General features: G+C 69.3%; 21 protein-coding genes. 11 read left to right on the top strand and 10 right to left on the bottom strand.

Annotated elements, in window-relative coordinates:
- Nucleotides 1-7 precede the first annotated feature (7 nt).
- From DD542_RS14885 to DD542_RS14870, 4 genes are all read left to right on the top strand, one after another.
- Nucleotides 8-994, top strand: coding sequence for a tripartite tricarboxylate transporter substrate binding protein (locus DD542_RS14885; RefSeq protein ID WP_127806179.1), 987 nt, complete (start codon nucleotides 8-10; stop codon nucleotides 992-994).
- Nucleotides 995-1,031: 37 nt separating this feature from the next.
- The gene (locus DD542_RS14880) at nucleotides 1,032-2,222 is read left to right on the top strand and encodes an FAD-dependent monooxygenase (RefSeq protein WP_127806178.1); all 1,191 of its coding nucleotides are present in this window, start codon (nucleotides 1,032-1,034) and stop codon (nucleotides 2,220-2,222) included.
- Nucleotides 2,223-2,362: 140 nt separating this feature from the next.
- The gene (locus DD542_RS14875; protein WP_127806177.1) at nucleotides 2,363-3,247 is read left to right on the top strand and encodes a fumarylacetoacetate hydrolase family protein; all 885 of its coding nucleotides are present in this window, start codon (nucleotides 2,363-2,365) and stop codon (nucleotides 3,245-3,247) included.
- 11 nt (nucleotides 3,248-3,258) lie between these two features.
- Nucleotides 3,259-4,218: a cupin domain-containing protein gene (locus DD542_RS14870; protein ID WP_127806176.1), complete on the top strand. Its 960-nt coding sequence runs from the start codon at nucleotides 3,259-3,261 to the stop codon at nucleotides 4,216-4,218.
- 218 nt (nucleotides 4,219-4,436) lie between these two features.
- Here DD542_RS14870 and DD542_RS14865 read toward each other — a convergent pair whose 3' ends face one another.
- From DD542_RS14865 to DD542_RS14840, 6 genes are all read right to left on the bottom strand, one after another.
- Nucleotides 4,437-5,183 carry an ABC transporter ATP-binding protein gene (locus DD542_RS14865; RefSeq protein WP_127806175.1) on the bottom strand — a complete coding sequence of 249 codons (747 nt, stop codon included), beginning with the start codon at nucleotides 5,181-5,183 and terminating at the stop codon, nucleotides 4,437-4,439.
- Nucleotides 5,180-6,403 carry an FtsX-like permease family protein gene (locus tag DD542_RS14860; RefSeq protein ID WP_127806174.1) on the bottom strand — a complete coding sequence of 408 codons (1,224 nt, stop codon included), beginning with the start codon at nucleotides 6,401-6,403 and terminating at the stop codon, nucleotides 5,180-5,182. The genes DD542_RS14865 and DD542_RS14860 overlap by 4 nt, the downstream gene beginning before the upstream one ends.
- A gap of 9 nt (nucleotides 6,404-6,412) precedes the next feature.
- Nucleotides 6,413-7,687, bottom strand: coding sequence for an efflux RND transporter periplasmic adaptor subunit (locus tag DD542_RS14855; protein WP_127806173.1), 1,275 nt, complete (start codon nucleotides 7,685-7,687; stop codon nucleotides 6,413-6,415).
- A gap of 127 nt (nucleotides 7,688-7,814) precedes the next feature.
- Entirely contained in the window at nucleotides 7,815-8,690 is an 876-nt protein-coding gene (locus tag DD542_RS14850) for a hypothetical protein (protein WP_127806172.1), read from the bottom strand.
- Nucleotides 8,687-9,679, bottom strand: coding sequence for a hypothetical protein (locus DD542_RS14845; RefSeq protein WP_127806171.1), 993 nt, complete (start codon nucleotides 9,677-9,679; stop codon nucleotides 8,687-8,689). Before DD542_RS14845 ends, DD542_RS14850 begins: the two co-directional genes overlap by 4 nt.
- A gap of 73 nt (nucleotides 9,680-9,752) precedes the next feature.
- A complete protein-coding gene (locus DD542_RS14840) occupies nucleotides 9,753-10,154 on the bottom strand; it encodes a GreA/GreB family elongation factor (protein WP_079365883.1) in 402 nt (133 codons plus the stop codon).
- Between the two features lie 427 nt (nucleotides 10,155-10,581).
- On the opposite strand from DD542_RS14840, the gene DD542_RS14835 reads away from it, so the two are divergent.
- Nucleotides 10,582-11,490: a DMT family transporter gene (locus DD542_RS14835; protein ID WP_079365611.1), complete on the top strand. Its 909-nt coding sequence runs from the start codon at nucleotides 10,582-10,584 to the stop codon at nucleotides 11,488-11,490.
- 9 nt (nucleotides 11,491-11,499) lie between these two features.
- Here the strand turns inward: DD542_RS14835 and DD542_RS14830 are convergent, their stop codons facing one another.
- From DD542_RS14830 to DD542_RS14815, 4 genes are read right to left on the bottom strand one after another with little or no spacing between them, the layout of a single operon-like run.
- A complete protein-coding gene (locus tag DD542_RS14830; RefSeq protein ID WP_079365612.1) occupies nucleotides 11,500-11,955 on the bottom strand; it encodes an RNA-binding S4 domain-containing protein in 456 nt (151 codons plus the stop codon).
- Complete coding sequence (locus DD542_RS14825; protein ID WP_241559563.1) at nucleotides 11,945-13,384, bottom strand: sensor histidine kinase; 1,440 nt, start codon at nucleotides 13,382-13,384, stop codon at nucleotides 11,945-11,947. Before DD542_RS14825 ends, DD542_RS14830 begins: the two co-directional genes overlap by 11 nt.
- A 10-nt stretch (nucleotides 13,385-13,394) precedes the next feature.
- The gene (locus tag DD542_RS14820) at nucleotides 13,395-14,084 is read right to left on the bottom strand and encodes a response regulator transcription factor (protein ID WP_079365613.1); all 690 of its coding nucleotides are present in this window, start codon (nucleotides 14,082-14,084) and stop codon (nucleotides 13,395-13,397) included.
- Between the two features lie 19 nt (nucleotides 14,085-14,103).
- Entirely contained in the window at nucleotides 14,104-16,176 is a 2,073-nt protein-coding gene (locus DD542_RS14815) for a DUF1631 family protein (protein WP_127806169.1), read from the bottom strand.
- Between the two features lie 178 nt (nucleotides 16,177-16,354).
- On the opposite strand from DD542_RS14815, the gene DD542_RS14810 reads away from it, so the two are divergent.
- The 6 genes from DD542_RS14810 (at nucleotide 16,355) to DD542_RS14785 (ending at nucleotide 22,379) form a co-directional block, all read left to right on the top strand.
- Nucleotides 16,355-17,320, top strand: a complete 966-nt coding sequence (locus DD542_RS14810) for a tripartite tricarboxylate transporter substrate-binding protein (protein WP_066151607.1) — start codon at nucleotides 16,355-16,357, stop codon at nucleotides 17,318-17,320.
- Between the two features lie 78 nt (nucleotides 17,321-17,398).
- Complete coding sequence (locus DD542_RS14805; RefSeq protein WP_066151606.1) at nucleotides 17,399-17,935, top strand: tripartite tricarboxylate transporter TctB family protein; 537 nt, start codon at nucleotides 17,399-17,401, stop codon at nucleotides 17,933-17,935.
- 18 nt (nucleotides 17,936-17,953) lie between these two features.
- Entirely contained in the window at nucleotides 17,954-19,444 is a 1,491-nt protein-coding gene (locus tag DD542_RS14800; protein ID WP_127807405.1) for a tripartite tricarboxylate transporter permease, read from the top strand.
- A 131-nt stretch (nucleotides 19,445-19,575) separates the two neighbouring features.
- A complete protein-coding gene (locus DD542_RS14795) occupies nucleotides 19,576-20,259 on the top strand; it encodes a response regulator transcription factor (RefSeq protein WP_127806168.1) in 684 nt (227 codons plus the stop codon).
- A 40-nt stretch (nucleotides 20,260-20,299) separates the two neighbouring features.
- The gene (locus DD542_RS14790; RefSeq protein ID WP_164868409.1) at nucleotides 20,300-21,331 is read left to right on the top strand and encodes a HAMP domain-containing sensor histidine kinase; all 1,032 of its coding nucleotides are present in this window, start codon (nucleotides 20,300-20,302) and stop codon (nucleotides 21,329-21,331) included.
- Nucleotides 21,324-22,379 carry an ABC transporter ATP-binding protein gene (locus tag DD542_RS14785; RefSeq protein WP_164868408.1) on the top strand — a complete coding sequence of 352 codons (1,056 nt, stop codon included), beginning with the start codon at nucleotides 21,324-21,326 and terminating at the stop codon, nucleotides 22,377-22,379. Before DD542_RS14790 ends, DD542_RS14785 begins: the two co-directional genes overlap by 8 nt.
- Nucleotides 22,380-22,412: the final 33 nt, after the last annotated feature.

The following is a 22,412-nucleotide window of genomic DNA, read 5'->3' as shown; positions in this document are numbered from 1 at the left end:
GACACCAATGACACCAAGCACATCGACACGTCGTCACCATCTGCGCAAGCTGGCCCTGGGGCTGCTGGCCGCCTGCGGGCTGGGCGGCGCCTGGGCGCAGGGCAGCTATCCCGAGCGCACCATCCGCATCGTCACGCCCTACGCACCCGGCAGCATGGTGGATGCCACCACGCGCCTGGTGGCCGACGGCCTGAGCAAGCGGCTGGGACAGCCGGTGATGGTGGAGAACCGCACCGGGGGCATGGGCATGATCGCCATGAACGCCCTGCTGTCGGCGCCGGCCGACGGCTACACCCTGCTGACCGACACCCCGGCTTCGGCCATCAACCCGACGCTGCACAAGGAGCAGGCCCGCTACAACCCCAAGACCGACGTCGCGCCGATCGCCCAGTTCATGCGGCTGCCGTTCGTGCTGGCGGTGCATCCCGATGTCAGCGCCGGCACGGCCAAGGAACTGGTGTCGCTGCTCAAGCAGCCGGGCAGCCAGTGGAACGCTGCAGGGGCGGGCACCTCGACCGGTCTGGTGACCGACCTGTTCGCGATCCAGGCAGGGGTGCAGCTGCCGCAGGTGCCGTACCGCGGCGCGGCACCGGCCATCCTGGCCGCGCTCAAGGGCGAGGCGCCGGTCATTTTCCTGGATTCGGCCAACCTGGCTCCCCACATCCAGTCGGGCAAGCTCAAGGGCCTGCTGGTCACCAGCGACGCCCGGCAGGACACGCTGCCCTCCGTCCCCACATCGGCCGAAGCGGGCTTCGGCAACTTCAAGCCCGTCACCTGGTTCGGCATCTTCGCGCGCAGCGGCGTGCCGCCGCACATCCTCAAGCAGCTCAACGAAGCGGTGCGCGAGGTGATGCAGTCCAGCCAGACCCGCGAGTACCTCAAGGCCCGCGGAGCCACCTCGTCCGACATGGGCCTGGACGAGTTCCGGTCGTTCTTCCACGCCGAGATCGACATGTGGGCGGACGTCATCCGCAAGGCGCAGATCAAGCAGTGAGCGTCTTGCTCGCAACGCACATCCCAGGAGAAAAGACATGAAGGTATTGATTGCAGGCGGTGGCATCGGTGGTCTGTCCGCAGCGGTGGCCCTGCTGCAGCGCGGCATCGACGTCGAGGTGTACGAACAGGCACCCGAGCTCAAGGAAGTGGGGGCGGGCATCCAGATCAGCCCCAACGGCAACAAGGTGCTGGACGCCCTGGGCGTGTTCAAGCGCCTCAAGGAGCTGTCGTGCGACCCGGTGCGCAAGGAGTTCCGCCTGTGGAACACCGGCAAGCCCTGGCCCATGCTGAGCCTGGGCAAGGCGGTGATCGAGAACTACGGCTACCCGTACCTGACGGTGTACCGGCCCGACCTGCACCAGTCGCTGGCCGACCGCGTGCGCGAGCTCAAGCCCGACGCCATCCACCTGGGCTGCGGTGTGGCCGGGTGCGAGCAGGACGGGCAGTCGGCCACGCTGGTGCTGCGCGACGGCCCCCGTGTCACCGGCGACGCGCTGATCGGCGCCGACGGCGTCCGTTCGGTGGTGCGCAACACCTTGTGGGGCCCCTGCGATCCGGAGTTCTCCGGCATGGTGGCCTGGCGCGGCCTGATCCCCATGGAAGAGCTGCCCGAACACATGCAGGTGTCGGTGGGCTCGACCTGGATCGGCCCCGGCGGCCACGCGGTGTGCTACCCCCTGCACCGTTCCAAGATCATGAACTTCGTGGCCACCATCGAAGGCAAGACCTGGGACGTGCCCGAAGGGGCGGCCCCGGGCACCGCAGAGGAATGCCTGAACGACTTCGCCGGCTGGCACGAGGATGTGCAGACCATGATCAAGCGCAGCCCGCGTCTGATCAAGTGGGCCCTGATGCAGCGCGACCCGATCCCGCGCTGGACCCAGGGCCGCATCTCCCTGCTGGGCGATGCGGCGCACGCCACGCTGCCCTTCCTGGCGCAAGGCGCGGTGCACTCGATCGAGGACGGCATGGTGCTGTCGCGCTGCCTGGAAGGCGTGGACACGGCGGATGTGGCGGGCGCGCTGGCGCGCTACGAGGCGGCGCGCATCGACCGCACCAGCCGCATGGTGCGCGGCGCCACGGCCAACACCGAGCGCTTCCACAGCCCGGAGCTGGCGACGGAGGAGTCGGCAGAAAAGTACCTGCAGCGCGAGTGGAGTTCCGAACCCATCTTCGCCCGTTACGACTGGCTCTACAGCTACGACGCGAACACGGCGCCGGTCTGATCCGGAGGCGCGCCGCATCCGTCGCGTTCTGTTTTTGAGATGCTGGCTTTCTCGCTTTGTGTCTTCTTTTCGAGAAAGCCAGCAGGTCTACTCCTGCTTCGCGACCAGATGTGGTGGCCAATCTATTTGAGAGAGACAACATGAAGTTTGTGCGATACGACGGCGGGCTGGTGGGGATCACCGACGGCCGCAAGGTGGTCGACGTCAGCGACCTGTGCCAGTCCTCGGTCGGTGAATGGCCGCCTGTGGGCATCAACCGCCTGATCCGCGACTACCCGACCCTGCGGTCCGAGCTGTCGCAGCGGCTGTTGGCGCAGGCGGGGGTGCCGCTGGAGACGGTTCGCCTGGAGACCCCGGTGCCCTGGCCCAACAAGCTGATGGCCTTCCCCGTCAATTACCACGACCACGCCAAGGAAATGGCCAGCCGAGGCCTGGCCAGCGTGCAGGGGTATTTCCTGAAGTCGAACGCCTCCCTCATCGGGGCGTCTGATCGCATCGAGCTGCCTGATTTGCCCGGGCGAGAAATCCACCACGAGTGCGAGATCGCCCTGATCATCGGCAAGACCTGCCGGCAGGTCTCCGAAGCCGACGCGCTGGACTGCATCTTCGGTTACGCCTGCCTGATGGACATGACCATTCGCGGCAAGGAGGAGCGGGTGTTCCGCAAGTCCTACGACACCTTCACGCCGGTGGGTCCCTGGATCGTGACCGCCGACGAGGTGCCGGACCCCTCGAACATGGACATGAAGCTGTGGGTCAACGACGAACTCCGGCAGCAGGCCAACACCCGCGACCTGATCGTCGGCATCCGGGAAATGGTGGCCGTGGCCTCGTCGGCTTCCACGCTGTATCCGGGGGACATCATCGCCACGGGCACGCCGGCCGGTGTCGGCCGGGTGCTGCCGGGCGACGTGGTGACCATCGAGGTGGCCAACGTGGGGCGCATGTCCCTGCCGGTGGTGCAGGGCTCGCTGGGGCGCAACGGGGTGTTCGAGAAACCCTACGAATTTGTTCGCGCAGCGTGAGGAGACCGCACATGGAAGCGCTGCAGCAGCAGATCGAGAACGCCAGCGGCCTGGACGACCTGTACCCGGCCCTCGCCGCCAGCCGGATGACGGCCGGCTGGCACAAGAAGCGCCCGTCGCTCTGGAAAGAGCCGCGCACCGAATTCCGGCCCTTGCACTGGCGTTACGAGACGGGCAAGGCAGCGCTGGACCAGGCCGGGCGCTGGATCGGCACCGAACTGGCCGAGCGGCGCAACCTGCTGCTGTTCAACCCGGTGGGCGACAACGACTATTCCACCCTCAGGACCATGGTGGTGGCCTACCAGATGATCAAGCCGGGCGAACACGCCCGGGCCCATGAGCACACGCCCAATGCCCTGCGCCTGATTCTGGACGCCGGCCCTGGCTGCTTCACCGTGGTCGACGGTGTGAAGCTGCCCATGCACACCGGGGACGTGCTGCTCACGCCGGGTGGCTGCTACCACAGCCACTTCAACGAAGGGAACGCCAACGCCTACTGGATCGATGTGCTGGACGTGCCCCTGGTCCACGCACTCGAGCCCATGCTGTTCTCCGAACTGCCGGGAAAAACCCAGGAAGTCCGCGAGGAGCCCGAGGATCACGCCTTCTATTTCCCGCCGGCCAAGACCGAGCCGCAACTGGCGGCGCTGGAGGCCCGGCAGGGTGTGAAGCTGCTCAAGCTGCCCGTGCAGCCGCACATCAAGACGCTGGACATCAGCCTGCTCGACATGGAAGCCGGCTCGCGCCGCTCGGTGGTGCGCAGCACCGCCAGCCGTGTGCTGGCCGTGATCAAGGGCAGCGGCACCATGCGCATGGGCGAGACCGAGATCCACTGGAACGCGGGCGACGTGATGGCCGTGCCGTGCTGGTGCGCGCACGAGATCGTGGCGGACCAGCCGGCGCGCTTCCTGGAGGTGTGCGACGAACCCACGATGCGGGCGCTGGGCTTCTACCGGGAGGCACAGGCCTGACATGAGCAAAGCAAAGAATCGGATCGCGGGCGGGGCTTTACGAGCGCTTGTACTCGGGTGATCCGGAGCGCAACGGCATGAACTGGTTTGCCCATCCGATCACCAAGGAATGCGAAGCCTTGGTCGATCGTCTGCTCGCCAGCTGAACCAGGCCCGCCGTATTCGATGTGCTGCTTCGAGGTGTCCGCCTCGGTGCAGTGGGTGGCCATCCTGGCGTGCTAGCCAGCCGACGACCCGCTTGCAGGGTCAGACACCTGGTCCCTCACCAGCCGGCCGTCCACCAGTTCCAGTACCCGATCGCAGCGCGCGGCCAGGCGTGGGTCGTGGGTGACCACCAGGAACGAGGTGTTCCGTTCCGCGTGCATGCGGCGCATCAGGGCGAACACCTCGTCCGATGAGGCGGTGTCCAGGTTGCCCGTGGGCTCGTCGGCCAGCACCATCGGCGGCTCCAGCACCATGGCCCGTGCAATGGCCACGCGTTGCTGCATGCCACCGGACAGCTCCCCTGGGCGTTTGTCCATGGCGTGGCCCAGGCCGACGGCATCCAGCATGGCGCGTGCGCGCCCCAGCTGCCGGGACGTGACCCGCCCCTCCCGCATCAGGGCCGGCAAGGTCACGTTCTCCAGTGCGGTGAACGCCGGCAGCAGGTGGTGGAACTGGAACACGAAACCCAGCTTGGTGCGGCGTTGCAGCGTCAGCGCCTCGTCGTCGATGCCCACCATCTCCTGGCCTTCGATCCGGTAGCTGCCCGAGGTCGTGCGCTCGAGCAGGCCCAGGATGTTCAGCAATGTGCTCTTGCCCGATCCGGAGGGTCCGATGAGGGCGACCATCTCACCTGGGGCGATGTTGAACGACACCCCGTGCAGCACCTCGGCCTCGTTGGGCTGGCCCACGTTGTAGCGCTTGCAGACCGCGGTGAGTTCCAGCAGCGCAGGTGAACGGGGGGCGGCGGGCGGTGCGGTCATAGCCGGATGACCTGCGCCGGGTCCAGCCGGGAGGCGCGACGCGCGGGCGCGACAGAGGCGAGCAAGCCACACACGGTGGCCAGGGCCGCGATGCGCAGCGCCAGCCCGGCATCGAGCGTGATGTTGAACAGCGGCAGGCCGTCCGATCCGCGAACGAAATGGGTGAAGAGCCAGATCAAGACCACTGCCAGCAACACGCCCAGCGCCGATCCCAGGGCGCCCACGATGAGGCCTTGCAGCAGGAAGACTCGCAGCACCTGGGCCCTGGTGGCGCCCATGGCGCGCAGGATGCCGATCTCCCGCTGCTTCTGCACGACCGACACGACCAGCACGCTGGCGATGCCCAGCACCACCACGATCATCACGACGCCGCGAATGACCGAGGTGCTGACCGATTGCGCGTTCAGCGCCGACACCAGTTGCGCATTCGCCTGCTGCCAGCTCTCGGTCTTGTAGGGCCAGCGCGCGGACAACCCGCCCGCCAGGTCCTGGGCCGCCCAGATGTCGTGCAGCGCAAGATCCAGGCCGGTGGCGCTGCCGGGCAGTCCCACCAGGCTCTGCGCCGTGCGCAAGGGCACGATCACGGTGCGCCGGTTGAGGTCCTTCACCCCGAGGTCCACCAGGGCGGTGATCCGCAAGGCATCCTCGACGCCGTTGGCCACGATGCCGATCCGGTCGCCCACCTGCACGCCCAGGTCCTGCGCCAGTTCGAGCCCGATGAGGCCTTCTCCCGGCTCGAGCCGCGCGGTCCCGGCCACGACCTTGGACCGCAGCTTCACGATGCGGTCGTACCGCTCGAGTTCGACACCCATCAGCGCGATCGCCCTGGAGGCCTCTCCACGCACGGCAAGGCCCGCCGCCGACACCATGGGCGACACCGCGGCGACCTGCGGCATGGCCTCCAGTTCGGCCAGCAGGAGTCGCCAGTTGTCGATGGAACGCGGGCGTTGCGCGCGGGCCTGGGTCTGCTCCAGCTTGCTGGCGCCTGCACCGGGCGGCGTGGCTGCCACCAGCACCCGCTCATCCAGCGGGCTCACCGTGACATGGGCCTGTGCGCCCAGCGTCTTCTCGATCGTGTTGCGCTGCAGGCCGGTGATCAGGGCCGAGATGTAGGCCACCACCGCCACACCCGCGGCCACACCCACGATGATGAGCAGGGACTGCATTCTTCCTTCGCGCAGGAAGCGGATGGCGACCAGGCTTTCAAATCCGAGCAGCATGCAGCGGCCTCAGCGCCCCACGGCATTGGTCATCACGGCGCCCGCGTCTTCCCGGGCCGGCGCCTGCGCGGAAGCCACCGGCGCACCGGCCACGGCACGCACCCGGGCACCCGGGCCGGGGGCCGGTCCGAACAGCACCGCGTCACCTTCGTTCAGGCCCTCGAGCACCTCGGCCCATGCCAGGGTGCGCAAGCCCAGCCGCACCCGGCGTTCCTCCACGCGTCCATCGCGTTCCACCCACACGGTCGGTTCGGCGTTCGCCTCGCTCCGCAGGGCGCTCACGGGCACCACCAGCGCCTGTTCGCGACGCGCGGTCTCGACCTCGATGGACACGGTCATGTCCTCGCGCAGAAAGTCGGGTGCGGCCGCCGGCAGGGAAAATTTGACCTCGATGGCCCCGCGTTGCGAGTCGACCACCGGGGCGATCGACAGCACCCGGGCCTGAAAGGCCTGTGCGGGATAGGCGTCGGCCAGCACCTGGGCCGGCTGGCCGGGGGCGAGCTGTTCCAGGTACCGCTCGTCCACCTGCGCCACCAGTTGCAGCGGACCGGACAGCGCCAGTGTCATCAAGGCTCGGCCTGGCTGAACGATCTGTCCCGGTTCGACCGAGCGCGAGAGGACTTTGCCCTTCGCGGGTGCGCTGATGTCGGTCTCCTTCAGGCGCACCTGCGCCGAACGCCGGGCCGCGGACGCGAGCGCCAGTTGCGCCTGTGCCTGTGCCACATCGGTGCCGCTGTCGGCGTTGGCGTCGCGTTGTGCGCGTGCGGCAGACACCTGTGCCTGCGCCACGTCCACCGCGCGGCGGGCTTCGTCCAGGCGGGACTGGCTCAGGAAGCCCTGGCTCACCAGGTCCTGCGTGCGCTGCAGTTCGGCGCGGGCGGCCACCAGCACGGACTCCGCCTGCGTCATGCTGGCCTGCACGGCCAGTCGGCCGGTGCTGCGCAGCCCGCTGAGCCGAGCCTGCGCCTGCCGTTCGTTGGCCTCGGCCTGGGCCAGGGCGGCTTTCAGTTCCTCACTCTCAAGCCGGACGAGGACATCGCCGACCTCCACCGGTGCGCCCTCGTTCACCAGAACCTCGCGCACCCGGGTGGTCAAGGTGCTGCCCACGTCGACCCGCGACAACGTGGCCACACGGGCGGAAAACTGCAAGGTGCGCACCAGCGGGGACTTGCTGGCGACGATGGAAGACGCCTCGGGCGGGCGCCGACTCCACCACGCCAGCCAGGCGATCAAGAGCAAGGCCAGCAGGACAGACGAAGACAGGTAGAGGGCTCGCCGCGACATGACCTATTCTTTCCGAGATCGGGCGCCATGCGCTGGCCGGCACCCAAAAATCCCGCACCCAGCAGCACCATCCGCGTATGAAAGTCCTCCTGGGTGGTGGCGTCCACAGTGGTGCCCGCCAGGCTCATCACAGACCTCCGCGGCCCACCCAATGGCCGCTCAGCAGGTTCTCGGGTTCCACCGCCGCGCTGACCCGCGCACTGGTGTCCCAGTTGGCGCGCTGCACCTCCAGGCCGGCGTAGATGCCATAGTCGGCGCCTGCCCGCAGGTCCCCCTGGGCCAGCAGGCTCTCGCCGACGCGGATCGCACCGGCCGCGACGATGTCGCCGCCCGACCGGATGCCCCAGCCCGCTTCCAGATGCGAGCCGCATTCGATCGACCCGTCGACCTGGATGCCGTCACCGGCGCGCACTTCCAGGCCCGAACGGAGTTCGCCCCGCACACGCAGGCTCTTGCCCACGCGCACCCGTCCACCGGCGACCAGCATCCCGCCGACCATGGCCTGCTCCGCCACGTCCAGATCCGTGTGGCAGAACAGGCTCTGGGAACAGCGCAGGCCACCGCCGGCACGCACCCCGGCTGTGACCACGATCGAGTTGGCATGTACGTCGGCACCGGCCGACACCGACTCCGCATCGATCGTGCCCTCGGCGACGATGGAGGTTCCCGCGACAAGATGCGCCCCCGTCCGGATGGAGCCGCCCGCGCGCACCCCGCCTCCGGCGCGCACCATGCCCGCGACATCGATATCGCCCGCCACCTCGATGGAGCCCGCAAACACGACGACCTCGGCGGAGAGCGTCTCGAGGCGCAGCACATCGCTCGTCGCTCCGAACTGGTCGAGCAGCCAGCGGGCGTCGTTGACCCGGCCGTCGGCGACCAGGGCGTCGAGCAGCGGCTGGTAGTCGTGGCCGTCCGGGTGGTGCCGCAGCATCCAGCGGAAGCCGTTCGCACAGGGGTTCTTGGCCTTGACCAGGCGTTTGGACAGTTCGACGGTCTTCATGCCACAGCCCCCCGGATCCAGCCGTATAGCCACGAGCGCCAGGAGCGCCGTTCCCGCGGAACGATCACCGCATCCGCCCCCTGGTCCCGGATGAGTGCCAGCCGACGCAGTGTGGTCCTGAAAGACAGCGTGTGCCAGCGGCTGCCGATGACGACCAGCCAGGGCTTGTGGGCCGCCATGTGATTCACCAGCTGCTCCTCAAATCCGCCGAGGAGCACCTGGAGCGACATCCGGCGCCCCGAAGCACGCCAGGTGTTGGTGATGGTCTCCAGCGCTTGCAGCGCGCCCACGCGCGCCTTGCGCAGCTGGTGCTCCAGCAACAGCAACTCCGCCATGTCGTCCGTGACGGCTTGCTCGGTCAGGTCCGGCAGCACGTGCAGGAGCTGCAGCGAGGGCAGGTGCCACAGCAGGGGCGACCAGGCCATCCATTCGGTCTCTGGTGCGTCGACGCTGGAGAGGCAGCACAGCGCAGGGGTGGATGTCTCCAGGTCGGACTGGTGGACCCACCAGACCGGGCGGTTGCCGCGGCTGAGCAGCGCCCGCACTACCGGCGACAGGCGCTGAATGCTCGATGGCGAGGGCTCGCCATCGACCAGGCAGACCAGGCTCGCGTCCCGGCACACCAGCAACAGGGCCGCGCTGGTGTGCACGGGCTGGGGAACCACTTCGACCGGCAGCGCGACATGCCTTCGCAGAAAGCGCGCCCGTTGGGACAGGCGGGCCATCGGATCGCTCCACGGGTCGACCCCTTCCAGCTGCAGGTAGGCCAGCTGCAGTTCGGCGCCCATGGCGGCGGCGCCTTGCGCAGCCCGCAGCAGGTGGCCGCTCGAACCGACGGACAGCGAGGTGAGAACCACCACCCGTCGCCGGATGGGTGGGTCGTGTGCATGGGGCGCGTTGAACGCCGACTGTGGCACGGCAGGGGTGGCCGCGGAAGCACCGCGTGGCGCGATCACGTGCGCCCAGGTCGCAGACAAGGAAGCAGTCATGGAAGAGATGTCCAGGGTTTGGCCTGGTGGGGTCAGCCACCACCAGGAAAGGCGGAAGATCAGGCGGCCGCGGCTACGCTGCGCAGGCAGCGTCGGCTTCGGGCTGGAACAGCACGGTCTCGATGCGCAAGTCGCGGGCTTTGCCGGCCGGCAGTTGAACGTGCACGCTGTCACCCACACGGCGGCCCAGCAAGGCTGCGCCGATTGGCGAGAGGACGGATGTGGAGCCCTTCCCGGCGACCGCGTCGCCGGGGTAGCACAAGGTCAGCTCTTGCAGCTCGCCTGCCGCCAGGTCGCGGATCAGCGCACGCGAGTGCATGGTGATCACGTCGGCGGGGACTTGCGCCGGCGGTACCAGATCGGCCAGCGACAACAGGGAGGACAGGTCGGGGTGGTCGGAGACACCCTGCAGCACGGTCAGACGTGCGTGATCCATCTCGGTGAGAACACGCTCACCACAGTCGGGGGAATACATGAAGAACGACTCCATCGAATTGCCAGCGCCCTCAAGGGGATGGCAATGCCCGCACTGATTGGGGCCCGGCGATGAAGAGTGTGCGTTCTAGGGTGAGAGGGTTATCGCCGGGCGGGGGAATGTGCGGCCATAAGGCGGTGGCCGCACGGGGCCGTGGCCTGGCCCTGCACGCGACGAGCGCACACCACCACCTGCGCGTCAGCGCAGAGGGTCATGGTGAGGCTCAGATGGTTGATCATGGGGGTCGATTGTAGGCCGGGGAGGGTTCTCGGCGCAAACCAGGTGGATTGGGGGGGGGGCGCTGGAGTTGCACCCAGCCGCAGGGGGTAAGCCTGTGGATATGTCTCGGACACCTTCGCCAAGTCCGCGCCGCACAAGGCCTGGGGCGAGATTGCCCGCTTTTTGGGCAGGGCGGCACAATCGCCCGATGTCTGCACCCTCCACCAAATCCCTCTCCGGTTCCGCTTTTGCCACCCTGCTGCTCATCGCGTTCATGATGGGCGCCAACCACGTCGCGGCGCGGCTGGCCTTTGATCACGGGGTTTCCGTGTCCACCGCGGTGCTGTTCCGCAGTGGTGCCACGGCCCTGGTGGTCTGGCTGATCGTGCGCATGGCGGGGGTGCCGTTGAACCTGCCCGCAGGGCAGAAGCGGGCGCTGCTGAAGATCGGCGCGCTGATCAGCGTGCAGAGCCTGTGTCTGTATTCGGCGGTGGCGCGCCTGCCGGTGGCGCTGGCGCTGCTGGCCTTCAACACCTACCCGCTGTGGACGGCGCTGTGGGCGCGCACGCTCAAGGCCGAGCGGGTGGAGCCGGCGCTGCTGCGCGCCATGCCGGTGCTGCTGCTGGGGCTGGCGCTGGCCCTGGATGTGGCGGGTGCCGCGTCGGGCCTGGGGGCTTCGGCGCACTGGGGGCGCATCGGGGCCGGTGTGGCGTTCGCGCTGGCGGCCGCGGCCTCGTTCGGCCTGGCGCTGGTGTTCACGCAGCACGAGACGGTGGGGCTGGACGGCCGCGTGCGCACGGCGGCCACCATGGCCATCGTGGCGCTGGCGGCCCTGGTCGGCGTCGCGGGGCAGGGTGGCTGGTCGCTGCCACAGGCCCCGGCGGGCTGGTGGGGACTGCTGGGCCTGACCGTGCTCTACGGCACCGCCTTCACCATCATGTTCACCGTGCTGCCCAGGCTGGGCGTGGTGGGCGGCTCGCCGATCATGAATGTGGAGCCGATCTTTGCGCTGCTGCTGGCCTGGGCGGTGCTCGGGCAGCAGGTGGCGCCGGTGCAGGTGCTGGGTGGTGTGCTGGTGGTGGCCACCGTGATGTGGCTGGGACTGCGGCGCCGCTAGCGCGGAAATTCAGTCCTCGTCGTCACTTTCTAGAGACGCGCTCCAGCGGTCGTTCCATTCGGCTGGTGGCTTCTGCCAGGCGTCGAGTTCGCGGCGGTCGCGTTTGCTCGGTCGCCCTTGGGTGATGCTGTCGGCCGGTTCGGGCGCCAGGCGCCGCCGCTCGGCCGCGGCCAGGCGCTGCGCCACCGACTCGGCGGTCTCTTCGTACAGCAGGGCCGCCGCCGTGGCCGGGCCGCGCACACCGCTGAGCGCCCTGACCACCAGGGTGCGCTGCACGCTGCCGCTGCGCAGCTCGACCACGTCGCCGATGCGCACCTCGCGCGCCGGCTTCACGGGCGCACCGTTGACCCGCACGCGACCCTTGTCGATCTCTTCGGCGCTGAGCGAGCGGGTCTTGTAGAAGCGCGCGGCCCAGAGCCATTTGTCCAGCCGGACCCGGCCGCCTTCGGGTGTGCTATTGGCCATGAGCGGCCTCCGTTTCGTGGTGCGCCAGGGGCAGCCGCACGGTGGCGTCCAGCCCATCGATGCGCCCGCGCACCATGCGGTTGTCCAGTTCGATGCTGCCGCCGAGCGACTGCACGATGCCGTGGCAGATGGCCAGTCCCAGGCCCGATCCGGCGCCCGAGGGCCGCGCGCCGTGGTCGGTGGCGAAGGGCTGGAACAGCCGCTCGCGCAAGTGGTCGGAAATGCCCGGCCCGCTGTCGCTGATGGACAGCGCGGCGGTGCGCTCGTCGCAGACCATGCCCACCGCCAGGCGCGATTCGGGCGGGCAGTGCTTGATGGCGTTGTGCAGCAGGTTGCGCCCGAGCTCGCGCAGCGCCCATTCGTGCGAACGCACCGGGGCACTGACCACGTCCAGCGAAAAGTCGAGGCCGCGGTCGGCGATCAGCGGGGCCAGGTCCAGCGCCACGGCGCGCACCACCTCGCCCCAGTCGACCACGGGGGCGTCCCGGTCCTGGCGCAGCTGCTCGACTTTGGCCAGGGCCAGCATCTGGTTGGCCAGTTCGGTGGCGCGGTCGACGGTGTGCCCGATCTCGTCCAGCGCCTGCAGCGGCGGCACGTCGCCGCGCCGGGCCGACTGCACCTGGGTCTTTAGCACGGCCAGCGGGGTTCGCAGCTGGTGCGAGGTGTCGCGCACGAAGCGCTTCTGGTGGTCCAGCAGCTGCGACAGCCGCTGCATGTGCTGGTTGGTCGCCTCCAGCAGCGGCAGCAGCTCGCGCGGGGCACTGTTGGTGGGCAACGGCGAGAGGTCGTTGTCGCTGCGGTGGGCCAGTGCGTGGCTGATGGAGCGCACCGGGCGCGTGGCGCGCTGCACCACGATCACCACCACCAGCACGATCACCACCACCAGCGCCGCCTGGCGCCACAGGGTGTCGATCAGGATCTGCCGCGCCAGCGTCTGGCGCAGCTCCAGCGTCTCGGCCACCTGGATGGTGGCCATGCCCTGGCCGGCCTCGCCCGCCACCGGCTGCAGCAGCACCGCCATGCGGACCGGCGCGCCCTGGTACTCGTCGTCGTAGAAGTGCACCAGGGCGGCGTAGATCTTCTGGTCGGGCAGGCGGGCTCTGGGCGGCGGCAGGTTTTCAAAGCCCGAGACCATTTCGCCGTGAAACCCGCTGACGCGGTAGAAGAGCCGGCTGCGGTTGTCGGCCTCGAAGGCCTCCAGCGCCGAATAGAGCAGCGACGAGCGCACGCTGGCCTGGTCGCCGTTGCGGACCACCTCCAGCTGTTCGCCCAGCGACTTGGCGGTGGCCAGCAAGGTACGGTCGTAGGCGGTGTCGGCGCCCGCCAGCGCCTGCCGGTAGAGCACCACGGTGTTGATGACCACAAAGCCGAACAGCGGCAGCAGGATGCCCAGCAGCAGCGTGCGGCGCAGCGACAGCGGTGCGCTCAAGGCCATGTCCTCAGGCAGCGGCCTTCAGCAGATAGCCCAGCCCGCGCAGCGTCACCAGCTGCGCGCCGGTGTGGCCGATCTTCTTGCGCAGCCGGTAGGCCACCACCTCGATGGCCTCGGGCTGCACATGGGCCTCGCCGGGGAACACCAGCTCGAACAGGCGTTCCTTGGTGATCGCCTGCCCGGGCTGGGAGAGCACGGCGCGCAGCAGGGCCAGCTCGCGCGGGGCGAGCTCCAGCGGCTCACCGTCGTGGTAGACCGCGCCGCTGTCGCGGTCGATCTGCATGCCGCACCAGCCGGCGCTGCGCGCGGGCAGGTTGCCCGGGCTGTCGGTGGCGTCGGCTGAGCGGCGCACCAGGGCGCGCACGCGGGCCTCCAGCTCGTCGAGGTCGAAGGGTTTGGGCAGGTAGTCGTCGGCGCCGGTGTTCAGGCCGATGATGCGATCGCCCACGGTGCCGCGCGCGGTGAGGATGATCACCGGCGTCTTCAGGCCCTCGGCGCGCGCATCGCCCAGCACCTGCAGGCCGTCGCGCCCGGGCAGGCTCAGGTCCAGCAGCACCACGTCGGGCAGGCTGGAGCGCCACAGCGACAGGGCCTTGTCGCCGTCGCCGCAGGTGATCACCTGCATGCCGCGCCGCTCCAGCGTGCGCTGCAGGGTGGCCTGCATGGTGGGGTTGTCTTCGACCAGAAGCAGTTTCATGCGGTCAGAAGGCCCGGGCTCAGCGGCGACCGGAATTGAGGAAGGCCTGGCGCGTCACCTCGTCGAGGGCATCGTCGACCAGACCGTGGTCGGCCACCACCGTCAGGCGTCCCAGTTCGCGCAGTCGTTCCAGCCCGCGCAGGGTCAGCGAGATGCTGCGCCCGTTGGCGGCGTTGAAGAGGAACATGGTGCCGTGCGGGCTGGCCCAGGTGAGCTGGCAACGCAGGTCTTCTCCTCCGTCTCGAAGGTCCACCCAGGTGCCCACCGTCAGCGGGCGGGGCTTTGCGGTGGTCTCCGTCTGTCGTTGGCGCAGCCACTCGGGGTCCATCGGCTCGGTGTCCTGGAAGCCGGGCTGGCTCTCGATCTGCAGATCGTCCATGAATCCCGAGTCGCGTGCTTCCGCCGGATGCACCCAGGTATCGGACATGTCCAGTCCGCGCATGTCCGCCTCGTCGTCGCGCCTGGCAGCGTAGGCTGGTTCCTGCAGCTCCATGAGCGCCTGGAAGAAGGAGTCGGCCTGGGCACGCGGGTAGTCGATGGACTCCAGCCCTTCGCGCAGCGTGCGCAGCAGGCCAGGAATGACCTTGATCAGCCGGGGCCGGTTGAGGCTGGCCAGTTCGTGCTGGCTTGACCACAGCAGGTCGGGCAGGGCGTCCATGTAGCGCAGCGCCGGTGCATCGCCCGGGCTCAGGCTGTCCGCGGCCTTCGCCTGGATGCGCGCCTGCGCCACCACCTGGGCCCAGGGGCCGGTGAGGAAGCGGCGCACCACACCGGGTGCCCGGGCAAAGTCGTTTCTGGCCTGGATTTCCGTGGCCACCCGTTCGGCCAGCAGGTTGCGCTGCTCCACCTTCATCAAGGTCTGCATGGCCAGGCCCCGTGCGGGTGCCTGTGTCACCGGGTCGGTGCGCACCAGACGTGCGAGCAGTTCGCTGATGCGCTGCGACAGCTGGCTGGCCGGCACCTGCAGGTCCTGGACCACCTTGCGCAGCTGCTGCATGTAGGCCTGGAACCCCGAGTCCCGCTCGCTCTTGAACGCCAGCGCGCGCTCGGTGAGCACATCCAGCAGGCGCCGCGCCGGGTTGCTGCGATCGGTAAAAAAGCGCGGGTCGTTGCGCGCCAGCTCCAGCAGCATGGGCTTGAGCCGCAGCATCATGTCCCGCACCGGCGCCAGCAGGCGGGGGTCGTCGACGATGCGGCGCAGCATCAGTGCGACCACCTCCACCGCCAGGGACCGCACCATGCTGTCGGCCTCCTGCGCCTGTGCCGGATCGGAGGCATCGGCCGCGCCGCGCGCGACATTGCCCACCAGCAGCTGGTGCAGGTGATCAAGGGTGAGCAACTCGTTCCCGTCGCTCAGCGCCTCCACGGGCAGGCTGTCCCCGCGGGGGCGGGAGGCGCCTCGGTCGGCGGGCTTGCCCACCGGGGTCTGCACGACCTTGTAGCCCGCGGGCTGCACGCCCCAGCGGTCCAGAAGGTCGACCAGCTGGCGGTAGAAACGCCGCAGTTCCTGGCCGAGGGGCAGGGTGCCGATGTGCAGCCACTGCACCCGCACCTCCTCGTCGATGTGCAGCTTGGACAGCGCGCGGATCAGCGCACCGATGATGGCCTCGGGGTGCAGCGGGTTGGCCTTGCTGCTCACCACAGTGAGTCCCCGGGCGGTGCTCAGGCGCGCGTCGAGCATCACCAGCTCTTCTTCCACCGCCATCTTCACCACCTGCTGGATGCGCGCCAGCTCGACGGTGTGCTGCACCTGCTGGTGGTCCATCAGCTCCAGGTCGTCCAGGCTGAGTGTGTCCAGGCGGGGGGGCGGGGTCCTGCCGCTGACGGGGGTCAGGTCACCCTCGCCGTCGGCGACGCTGCCTATCGACTGTGACAGCGCCGACAGAAAGTGCTCGGTCACCCGCTGCTGGTAGGCGGCCAGGGTGGCGCGCGCCTGGCCGGCGCTGCGCTGTTCGGAGGCGCCGACGGCGGAGGCCTCCTTCTCCAGCAGTGCGTTGCCGAGCGCCGCCAGCCAGCGGGGCACCCACTCGGCCGACAAGGCCAATGCCTCTTTCAGGCAAGCGTCAAACACGGGATGGGCATGTGCATTCATGAGCGAAGGGCGCCTGGCCAAAGGCCCTGCGTGGTGAAGAGGGCTGGTGCAATTATGGTCCTCCCCGTGATGGGAGATCCCGCACCCTCATAGGGTTTTTCCTGACAGCAACGACAGCCGATTGACAGCGGCCGACAGGAACATAACGACCGTCGATCAACCTCCCACGGAGACAAACATGCGTCGCGATACCTTCCTCAAGTCCCTGGCCGCTCTGGCCGCCGCCGGTGCCCTGCCCAATGCCGCCTGGGCCCAGGGTGCCAACGTCAAGATGATGATCCCCGCCAACCCGGGTGGTGGCTGGGATGGCACCGGCCGTGCCCTGGGCGAGGCCCTGCGCGATGCAGGCGTGGCGTCTTCCGTGACCTACGAGAACAAGGGCGGTGCTGCCGGCGCCATCGGTCTGGCCCAGTTCTACAACTCCGCCAAGGGCGACCCGAACGCCATGATGGTGATGGGCGCCGTGATGCTGGGCGGCATCATCACCGGCAAGCCGCCGGTCTCGATCACCCAGGTCACGCCGATCGCCCGCCTGACCACCGAATACAACGTGTTCGTGCTGCCCGCCAGCTCGCCCCTCAACACCATGAAGGACGTGGTCGAGGCGCTCAAGAAGGACCCCGGCAGTGTCAAGTGGGGCGGCGGTTCGCGCGGCTCCACCGAGCACATCGCGGCGTCGCAGATCGCCCAGGCCGTGGGCGTGCCCGCCGCCAAGATCAACTACGTGCCCTTCCGTGGGGGCGGTGAGGCCGTCGCCGCCATCCTGGGTGGCAACGTGACCGTCGGTGGCTCCGGCTACAGCGAGTTCCAGCAGTACATCGAGAGCGGCAAGATGAAGGCGATCGCCATCACCTCCGGCCAGCGCGTCAAGGGCCTGGAAAAGATCCCCACGCTCAAGGAGCAGGGCATCGATGTCGAGATCGGCAACTGGCGCGGTGTCTACGGCGCCGCCGGCATCACCCCCGAGCAGCGCGCCGCGCTGACCGAGATGATCGTCAAGGCCACCAAGAGCAAGGCCTGGCAGGAAGCCCTGGTCAAGAACAACTGGACCCCGGCCCTGCTGACCGGCAAGGAATTCGACGCCTTCGTCGACAAGGACTTCTCCACCCTGCGCGCCACCATGGTCCGCGCCGGCATGGTGTAAGCACACGGCCCGGTCTGTCCGATCCAGCGGCCACGGCGTTCGCGCCGCGGCCGCATTTTTTTACGAGTGGAGCACGTCATGAATGCCGACACCACCCCCGCGCAGGAGGCGCGTCCCGATCACCGCCCGGGCCAGCTGGCCATGGGCATCGCCGCCGTGGTGGTGGCTGCCGTTCTGGCCTACGGTGCAGCCAACATCCCGTCCGACGCCGGCTATGCGGGCGTGGGCCCCGACTTCCTGCCCTGGCTGGTGGCGGCCGCGCTGGGCCTGTGCGGCGTGATGCTGATTCTGGAGGTGCGCTCCGGCGGCTACCGCAACATGGAGGAGCCTTCGGGCGCCCCGCGCGGCGACTGGCACGCGCTGGCCTGGGTGTCGGCCGGCATCCTGGGCAACGCGGCGCTGATCACCACCATCGGTTTTGTGCTCAGCTGTGCGCTGTGCTACGCCCTCGCGGTGCGGGGCCTGCGCATCAGCGAAGGCAAGTCCGGCGGCAACGCCATGCAGGTGCTGCGCGACGCGGTCACCGGCATCGTGATTGCCGCACCGACCTACTGGCTGTTCACCAAATTCCTCGCCGTCAACCTGCCGGGCCTGACCGGCACCGGCTGGATCTGATCAGGGAGCACAAGCATGATGGACACCTGGAACCAGCTGCTGGGCGGCTTCGCCACCGCAGCCACCCCCCTCAACCTGCTGTGGGCGCTGGCCGGCTGTGCGCTGGGCACCGCCATCGGCGTGCTGCCCGGCCTTGGCCCGGCGGTGACCGTGGCCATGCTGCTGCCGATCACCGGTCAGGTCGAGCCGACAGCCTCGATGATCTTCTTCGCCGGCATCTACTACGGTGCCATGTACGGCGGCTCGACCACTTCGATCCTGCTCAACACCCCGGGCGAGACCGGCACCATGGTGACCGCGCTCGAAGGCTTCAAGATGGCCAAGAACGGCCGCGCGGGCGCCGCGCTCGCCACTTCGGCCATCGGCTCCTTCGTCGCGGGCACCATTGCCACCGTGCTGGTGACGCTGTTCGCGCCCATCCTGGCCGAGTTCGCCGTCAAGCTGGGCCCCCCCGAGTACTTCTGCCTGATGCTGCTGGCCTTCACCACGGTCTCGTCCGTGCTCGGCCAGAGCACGCTGCGCGGCCTGACCTCGCTGTTCGTCGGCCTGGCCATGGGCCTGGTCGGCATGGACCAGATCACCGGCCAGGTGCGCTACACCGCGGGCGTCATCGAGCTGATGGACGGCCTGGAGGTGGTGCTGGTGGCGGTGGGCCTGTTCGCGGTGACGGAAGCGCTCTACAACGCCCTGTACGAGGGCAAGAGCGAGGCCAACATGAACAAGATGAACAAGGCCCACATGACCAGGACCGAGTGGCGCCGTTCCTGGCCCGCCTGGCTGCGCGGCACGGCGATCGGCTTCCCCTTCGGCACCATCCCCGCGGGCGGTTCCGAGATTCCGACCTTCCTGAGCTACGCGACCGAGCGCAAGCTGGCCGACCCGGAGCACAAGAAGGAGTTCGGCACGGTCGGTGCGATCGAAGGCGTGGCCGGCCCCGAGGCCGCCAACAACTCGGCTGTCACGGCCACCCTGGTGCCGCTGCTCACGCTGGGCATCCCGACCTCGGTGACCGCCGCCATCCTGCTGTCTGCGCTGCAGAACTACGGCATCAACGCCGGCCCGCAGCTGTTCCAGACCTCGTCCGACCTGGTCTGGGCGCTGATCGCCTCGCTCTACATCGGCAACGTGATGCTGCTGGTGCTGAACCTGCCGATGGTGGGCCTGTGGGTCAAGCTGCTGAAGATCCCCAAGGCGCCGCTGTACGCCGGCATCCTGATCTTCGCGACGGTGGGCGTGTACGGTATGCGCCAGAGTTCGTTCGACCTGTTCCTGATGTTCGGCCTGGCGCTGGTGGGGGTGGCGATGCGCCGCTTCGACTTCCCGACCGCGCCGGTGATCGTGGGCCTGATCCTCGGGCCGCTGGCCGAGGCGCAGTTCCGCAACGCCATGTCCATCGGCGAGGGCAGCTTCACCGTGTTCTTCGAGCGCCCGATGTCGGCCACGCTGCTGGTGATCGTGCTGCTGGTGCTGGTGACGCCGCGCCTGCTGGCCTGGCACAGACGCAGCTGAAGAAAGGAGCGCCCCGCGCTCCGCCGCCTTGAGCGGCGCCTGAAAGCCGGACGAAGATTTCGTCCGGCTTTCGTGTTTCTCTAAGGTTTCCTCTATTCGGCCGGGTGGGGGCGCCGGGCATCATCGTTGGCATGAAAGTGCTGATGGTGGAAGACGATCTGGCCCTGGGCGACGCGCTGGGGCGCGTGCTGCAGGGCCGGGGCTTCGAGGTCACGCGCTGCGCCGACGGTGCGGAGGCGCTGGCCATGTTCCGGCGCCGCCGGCCCGACGTGGTGCTGCTGGACCTGAGCCTGCCGGGTATGGATGGCATGGAGGTGCTGCGCCTGATGCGCGACGGAGGCTCGCAGGTGCCGGTGCTGGTGGTGACCGCCCGCAGCGCGGTGCAGGACCGCGTGCTCGGCCTCAACGAGGGCGCCGACGACTACCTCACCAAACCCTTCGACATCGAGGAACTCGCGGCCCGCCTCAAGGCGCTGGTGCGCCGCAGCCATGGCGCGCCGGAACTGCGCTGTGCACTGCTGCGCGTCGACGAGCCCACCGGCGCCGTGTTCCGCGGCGCGACGCCGCTGGACGTGTCGACCCGCGAGCTGGCCCTGCTCAAGGCGCTGCTGGCCCGGCCGGGGCAGGCGGTCGGCAAGGAAGACCTGCACCACGCCGTGTTCGGCGACGAGGCGGTGGGCGCCGACGCGATCGAGGTGCTGGTGCACCGCCTGCGCAAGCGCATCCAGGGTTCGGGCGCTCAGCTGGTGACGCTGCGCGGTGTGGGCTACCTGCTGATCGACGAGGCGATGACGGAAGGGCCGGTCGCGGTCTGAACGGCACATGGCGTCGTCTGTTCCATCCACCCCACCGACCATGACAGGCCCCGCGTCGACACCGTCCGCACCCGCCGCGCGGCCCTGGTCGATCACGGTGCGGCTGCTGCTGGGCCTGGCGCTGTGCCTGCTGTTGGTGGAGCTGCTCCTGCAGGCCTTCATTCCCGAGCTGGCGGCCGCGCCGCTGTGGGGTGGCGTGTTGCGCCTGGTGGCGGTGCTGCCGCTGTTCGCCTGGTGCGCCGGGCGCGCGCTGGCGCCGCTGCGCCTCCTGGAGGACGAGCTCAATGCGGGCGAGGCCGGCAGCGCCCCGCGCCCGGTGCCGGCCGAACTGCAGCCGCTGTCCGACGCGGTGCACGGTGTGCTGGCGCACCAGCGCGCCGCCACCGAGCAGCAGCGCCGTTTTCTGGCCGACGCCTCGCACCAGCTGCGCACGCCGTTCGCGGTGCTGCGCACGCAGCTGCAGGGCGCGATGTCGGGCCAGCTGGAGGTGAAGGACACCCTGCCCAAGATGCTCGCGACGGTCGACCGCTCCAGCGAGCTGGTGCGGCAGCTGCTCTCGCTGGCCAAGGTCGAGCAGCTGGTGGCGCAGGCGCACTGGCAGGAGGTGAACCTCGAAGCCGTGGCGCAGTCGGTGTGCCTGGAGTTCGGGCCGCTGCTGGCGCGCAAGCGGCTGGACTTTTCCTTCGAGTCGGTGCCGGTGCGGCTGACCACCGACCCCTGGATGCTGGGCGAGCTGCTGCGCAACCTGCTGTCCAACGCCATCCACCACGCGCCGCGCGGCTCGGCGCTGGGCATGGTGGTGCGGGTGCTGCCGGACCAGGCCGAGCTGCTGATCTGGGACAACGGCGGCGGCATCGATGCCGCGGTGATGGACCGGCTGTTCGAGCCCTTCCAGTCGGCCGCGGGCGGCACGGGCATCGGCCTGGGGCTGTCGATCTGCCGCCAGATCGCCGAGTCGATGCAGGCGCAGGTGCAGCTGTTCAACCGCGTGCAGGACGACCGCGTGGTCGGTGTCGATGCCGTGGTGCGCTGGAACCTGGCACCGGCCGGGGCAGGGGGCTCACATGCCTGACGCGGTGCGCCTGGACGCGGTGGAAAAAACCTTTGCCGACGGCACGCGCGCGCTGCGCGGCGTGCAGCTGCGGTTCGCGCGGCGCCAGCTCACCACGCTGCTCGGGCCCTCGGGCTGCGGCAAGTCGACGCTGCTGCGCCTGGTGGCCGGGCTGGAACAGCCCAGCGCGGGCCGGGTGTTCATCGGCGAGCGCGACGTGACCGGCACCGGCCCGGACCAGCGCCCCATCAGCATGGTGTTCCAGAACTACGCGCTGTTCCCGCACCTGGACGTGCAGGGCAACGTGGGCTACGGCCTGGGGCTGGACAGCGCCGCGGCCGCGCGCGACCCGCGGGTGCACACCGCGCTGGAGCAGGTCGGCCTGGGCTCGCTGGCCGCCCGCAGCACGGCCTCGCTCTCGGGCGGTCAGCAGCAGCGGGTGGCCCTGGCGCGCGCGCTGGCCCTGGCGCCCGAGGTGCTGCTGCTTGACGAGCCGCTGTCCAACCTCGACGCCGGGCTGCGGCGACAGATCCGCGAGGAGATCCGCGGCCTGCAGCAGTCGCTGGGCCTGACGGTGGTCTACGTGACGCACGACCAGAACGAGGCCATGGCGGTCAGCGACCACATCGTGGTGCTGCGCGACGGCCAGGTGCAGCAGGTCGGCAGCCCGCGCGACATCTACGAGCGCCCGCGCTCCGAATTCGTCGCCGGCTTCATGGGCGATGCCGCGGTGTTCGACGCCGAGGCCGACGGCCAGGGCGGTTTGCAGGTCGGTCCTTTGATGGTGAACACCGGCCACGCCCGGCGCCACGGCGCCACCCGCGTGGTGGTGCGGCCCGAGGCCTGGCGCCTGGCGCCGGCCAGCGGGCAGGGCCTGGCCGGGCGCATCGAATCGCACGCCTACGAAGGCCGGCAGTCGCACTACCGCGTGCGCACCGCGCTGGGCCTGCTGCAGGTGCACCGCCAGCACGAGCGCCAGACGCTGCAGGTGGGCGCGCCGGTCAGCGTGTTCCTCGACGGCCCAGGGGTCAGCGTGCTCATGGCCGGCGCCATGCCCGAAGGGCCTTGAACCGCTCCCTCCTCCCACCCGTTTCCCACCACT

Origin of the sequence: Hydrogenophaga sp. NH-16, assembly GCF_004006415.1 — a bacterium.
Lineage (GTDB): Bacteria > Pseudomonadota > Gammaproteobacteria > Burkholderiales > Burkholderiaceae_C > Hydrogenophaga > Hydrogenophaga pseudoflava.
This window is presented reverse-complemented; position numbering and strand designations above follow the sequence as displayed.

Excerpts from the sequence above, each read along its gene's own strand:
- DD542_RS14860 (WP_127806174.1), bottom strand. The coding sequence starts at position 6,403 with ATGCTGCTCGGATTTGAAAGCCTGGTCGCCATCCGCTTCCTGCGCGAA.
- DD542_RS14845 (WP_127806171.1), bottom strand. The coding sequence starts at position 9,679 with ATGACTGCTTCCTTGTCTGCGACCTGGGCGCACGTGATCGCGCCACGC.
- DD542_RS14785 (WP_164868408.1), top strand. The coding sequence starts at position 21,324 with ATGCCTGACGCGGTGCGCCTGGACGCGGTGGAAAAAACCTTTGCCGAC.
- DD542_RS14805 (WP_066151606.1), top strand. The coding sequence starts at position 17,399 with ATGAATGCCGACACCACCCCCGCGCAGGAGGCGCGTCCCGATCACCGC.
- DD542_RS14810 (WP_066151607.1), top strand. The coding sequence starts at position 16,355 with ATGCGTCGCGATACCTTCCTCAAGTCCCTGGCCGCTCTGGCCGCCGCC.
- DD542_RS14875 (WP_127806177.1), top strand. The coding sequence starts at position 2,363 with ATGAAGTTTGTGCGATACGACGGCGGGCTGGTGGGGATCACCGACGGC.
- DD542_RS14835 (WP_079365611.1), top strand. The coding sequence starts at position 10,582 with ATGTCTGCACCCTCCACCAAATCCCTCTCCGGTTCCGCTTTTGCCACC.
- DD542_RS14795 (WP_127806168.1), top strand. The coding sequence starts at position 19,576 with ATGAAAGTGCTGATGGTGGAAGACGATCTGGCCCTGGGCGACGCGCTG.
- DD542_RS14880 (WP_127806178.1), top strand. The coding sequence starts at position 1,032 with ATGAAGGTATTGATTGCAGGCGGTGGCATCGGTGGTCTGTCCGCAGCG.
- DD542_RS14885 (WP_127806179.1), top strand. The coding sequence starts at position 8 with ATGACACCAAGCACATCGACACGTCGTCACCATCTGCGCAAGCTGGCC.
- DD542_RS14840 (WP_079365883.1), bottom strand. The coding sequence starts at position 10,154 with ATGTATTCCCCCGACTGTGGTGAGCGTGTTCTCACCGAGATGGATCAC.
- DD542_RS14865 (WP_127806175.1), bottom strand. The coding sequence starts at position 5,183 with ATGACCGCACCGCCCGCCGCCCCCCGTTCACCTGCGCTGCTGGAACTC.
- DD542_RS14855 (WP_127806173.1), bottom strand. The coding sequence starts at position 7,687 with ATGTCGCGGCGAGCCCTCTACCTGTCTTCGTCTGTCCTGCTGGCCTTG.
- DD542_RS14820 (WP_079365613.1), bottom strand. The coding sequence starts at position 14,084 with ATGAAACTGCTTCTGGTCGAAGACAACCCCACCATGCAGGCCACCCTG.
- DD542_RS14850 (WP_127806172.1), bottom strand. The coding sequence starts at position 8,690 with ATGAAGACCGTCGAACTGTCCAAACGCCTGGTCAAGGCCAAGAACCCC.
- DD542_RS14815 (WP_127806169.1), bottom strand. The coding sequence starts at position 16,176 with ATGAATGCACATGCCCATCCCGTGTTTGACGCTTGCCTGAAAGAGGCA.
- DD542_RS14800 (WP_127807405.1), top strand. The coding sequence starts at position 17,954 with ATGGACACCTGGAACCAGCTGCTGGGCGGCTTCGCCACCGCAGCCACC.
- DD542_RS14870 (WP_127806176.1), top strand. The coding sequence starts at position 3,259 with ATGGAAGCGCTGCAGCAGCAGATCGAGAACGCCAGCGGCCTGGACGAC.
- DD542_RS14830 (WP_079365612.1), bottom strand. The coding sequence starts at position 11,955 with ATGGCCAATAGCACACCCGAAGGCGGCCGGGTCCGGCTGGACAAATGG.
- DD542_RS14790 (WP_164868409.1), top strand. The coding sequence starts at position 20,300 with ATGACAGGCCCCGCGTCGACACCGTCCGCACCCGCCGCGCGGCCCTGG.